At 40.3% G+C, this 2,998-nt stretch carries 5 protein-coding genes; 2 read left to right on the top strand and 3 right to left on the bottom strand.

Annotated elements, in window-relative coordinates:
- Positions 1-311 (top strand): SMI1/KNR4 family protein (locus IQ229_RS21315; protein ID WP_194047132.1); only part of this gene is annotated, 311 nt, incomplete at its 5' end.
- Positions 312-451: 140 nt separating this feature from the next.
- Here IQ229_RS21315 and IQ229_RS21320 read toward each other — a convergent pair.
- The 3 genes from IQ229_RS21320 to IQ229_RS21330 form a co-directional block, all read right to left on the bottom strand.
- Positions 452-1,234 (bottom strand): PIN domain-containing protein, encoded by a 783-nt coding sequence (locus tag IQ229_RS21320; protein WP_194047134.1) that lies wholly within the window; start codon positions 1,232-1,234, stop codon positions 452-454.
- Between the two features lie 154 nt (positions 1,235-1,388).
- Positions 1,389-1,541, bottom strand: coding sequence for a PIN domain-containing protein (locus IQ229_RS21325; RefSeq protein ID WP_194047136.1), 153 nt, complete (start codon positions 1,539-1,541; stop codon positions 1,389-1,391).
- Entirely contained in the window at positions 1,541-1,759 is a 219-nt protein-coding gene (locus tag IQ229_RS21330; RefSeq protein ID WP_194047140.1) for a hypothetical protein, read from the bottom strand. The genes IQ229_RS21325 and IQ229_RS21330 overlap by 1 nt, the downstream gene beginning before the upstream one ends.
- A 128-nt stretch (positions 1,760-1,887) precedes the next feature.
- Between IQ229_RS21330 and IQ229_RS21335 the strand changes: the two genes are divergently transcribed.
- Positions 1,888-2,910 (top strand): aromatic ring-hydroxylating dioxygenase subunit alpha, encoded by a 1,023-nt coding sequence (locus IQ229_RS21335; protein ID WP_194047138.1) that lies wholly within the window; start codon positions 1,888-1,890, stop codon positions 2,908-2,910.
- The last annotated feature ends 88 nt before the right edge of the window (positions 2,911-2,998 follow it).

The raw sequence follows: 2,998 nt of genomic DNA on the forward strand, positions 1-2,998 counted from the left end.
GTGCAGGTAAGTTTTTGCGTGGTTCTGATTGCTTTTACCAACATCTACCGCAAATTCAAGAATGGGCTAAAGAACTTTTGGTAGAAAATGATTTTCCTGAAGCTTTGCCAGAGGATACTTTTGTATTTTTCATGCATCAGGGTTATCAGTTTAGCTTTTTCAGGCTTTCAGAAGGTGATAATCCACCAACTTACTCATATTGCGAAGGGCAACAAGAGCCTTATTTTGTTAAAATTCATGATACGTTTAGTGACTTTATAGCAGTGGAAATAGACCTTTATTTAAAGTCTTCGATGTCTCTAGCGAGTTAGATATTTGCCACATCAAATTCACAATCCATTTTTATCCTGCCTAATATCTAACTTGTCAGTTTTGGTAAATTTTGGGTTTCCCAACGCCAACTAAATCTTGCATCTTATCTTAGAAGAGTAGCAGACTGTCACAGCCTAACCTAGCTAACTCGATCATTTTTGCATCTTGGTTGTCGATTAACTGGGACAGGATTTTGGGTAGTGAAGATTTTCCCGCACTCAACACAACGATAAACATTGTTCCCAAGCATGATATTCTCCGCATTGTTCTGCAAGAAAAAAGGTTGTAAGTCGAATACAAAATCAAAATAAGAAAAAGAGGACTGCCTACGAGTTGCATCTAGTTCATCCGGGTGGGTAGAGATAATAAGAACATTCCTCGTATACTCTGGATATGCTGTCTTAATTGCAGGAATCATGTCAGCATCACCCGTAACAACTGCATGATAATCTTCTGGGCGCGTTATCGCTGACTTTACTAACAGAGCAACGACTGTAGTATCTACCTGTTTTTCCTGGTAAGAACTATCTTCTAGTTTAGGAATGATCCAACTCTTGATCTCAGGTCGGAAAATCGCAATCTCTGAATACCCTGCATCAACTGCTGCTTGAGCAAAACGATTTTTTGCAAATACTACCCGTTTTGTTTTTTCAATTTTCTCTGTTGTTATATCGAGAAAACGATTTGACCAATCATCGAAATCTTCAGGAAGCGCAAAGATTGAAGTAGCAAGTACTCGCTCACCCAGTTCAAGCTCATGACCAGAAGCCTCTCCAGCGTGCTGTTTAATGGCTAAGTCAAATTTGTTCCAATCAATGTAGAAAGGAAATGTTGGTGAGTCTGTGGTGTATGCAAGAGCAGAACCTGCACTACAAACTTTGAAGAGCCACGTTCCGTCAATAAAGATATGGATTTGTGTCATGGAAAATCTAGAAGCTAAATAGTCAAGAGTTTATTTGGTCTAAGACCCTGATTTGGAGTACTAGACTGCGGATTTGCCAGCATAATAACCTTGTGTGGGGAATCAGTCTGCAAACTTTATAATTGCTTAATAGAAAACTTGTATCTTTTGCAGCTTAAGATGCCCTGAAAAGTGAGTAGACTGCAAGGCAATATGCTTTGACTTCACCAGCATCAATTTTTGCAAACAGTTTTGCCGCATCCTCTACAAAAGGTTCTCGCTCTTGTAAAAAATCAAGGACAACATTTGTATCAATTAAAATTCGCATTATTGATATTTTTCAGTCAGATAGTTAACATAATGTACTTCAACATCTTCACTTGATATTTCTGTACCTTTTGCAATCCCTCGCAGTCGAGACAAGTTACCCTTTTTCAATTCAGAACTAGTTTCTTGCTGTAGCGACTCTAAAAGGATCTGCACTAATGTCCAGCGATCGCTAATTGGTAACTCTAATACCTGCTTTTGTAATTGTTCTAATGTCACGATCATTTTCCCATCTCAGGCTATCTCACTTTTAATTGTAAATTAGCTCTTTTGAAATCCGATAGATACAGCAATGCAGTTCTACTCAAGACATTGCCATAATTTAAATACGATCGCTCCTACCCACCATGCAATTTGCAGATTTCTGGTACATTGTCGCACTCAGCGAACAGCTACAACCTAACCAAGTATTATCACGCACTGTTTTAGGAGAATGGTTAGCGATATTTCGCGGTGAAGATGGACAACCCGTAGCTTTGCGCGATCGCTGTTTACACCGCAATAGCCGTCTATCATCAGGTAAAATCTGTAACGGTGCTTTACAATGCCCTTATCATGGTTGGGTATATGACGGGGTTGGGAACGTTATTGCTGTTCCAGCCGAAGGAAATGATTTTAAACCTTCCCCACAGCGTCAAGCCAAGTGTTACGCTACCAAAGAACAAGATGGCTATGTTTATGTGCGGTTAGCAGATACGCCAAGCGTTGATCTTGAACCCTTTTCTATGCCTCACTACGGACAAACGGGATGGGAGACGGTGCGGGTAATTAACCGTTTTGCTAACAATGTGACTAATTGTGCGGAGAACTTTATTGATATTCCCCATACGGCTTTTGTTCATCCTGGTGTTTTCCGTACTTCCCGCCAACAAAAGTTAGAGATGACTGTAGAACGCTGTCATGGTTCGGTTTTGGTGGAGTATCGCAACGAAAACAGTAATTTGGGATGGTACAGCCGTTTTCTGAATTTGCAGGGTGTAGAGATTAAACATAGCGATCGCTTTTATATGCCAAATATTACCTCTGTAGAGTATAAGATGGCACATAATCGTCATTTGTTCATTACTAGTCAATCTATTCCAGAAACCGAGAATTCAACTCTGGTTTACACCGATGTCACCTATAACTATGGTATTTGGAATAAGTTAGCACGTCCATTTGTGCGGTGGACTGCTCAACACATTATCCGCCAAGACGTGGAAATTTTGGGGATTCAGGGGGAAGCGATCGCTAAATACGGGACACAATTTTATAATACGCCTGCGGACACAATTCATATATTTGTAGAGTCAATTATGGCAGCTATATCTCGTGGAGAGGATCCGCGTTTATTGCCAAATCAATCAGTAAAAGTTACATTTTGGGTTTGAAAATAATTCGTAATTACCCCCCTTAATCCCCCCTTGTAAAGGGGGGAGATCGGAAGATCCAGTTCCCTCCCCTTTATAAGGGGAGGGT

It is taken from the genome of Nostoc cf. edaphicum LEGE 07299 (assembly GCF_015207245.1).
Classification (GTDB): domain Bacteria; phylum Cyanobacteriota; class Cyanobacteriia; order Cyanobacteriales; family Nostocaceae; genus Nostoc; species Nostoc edaphicum_B.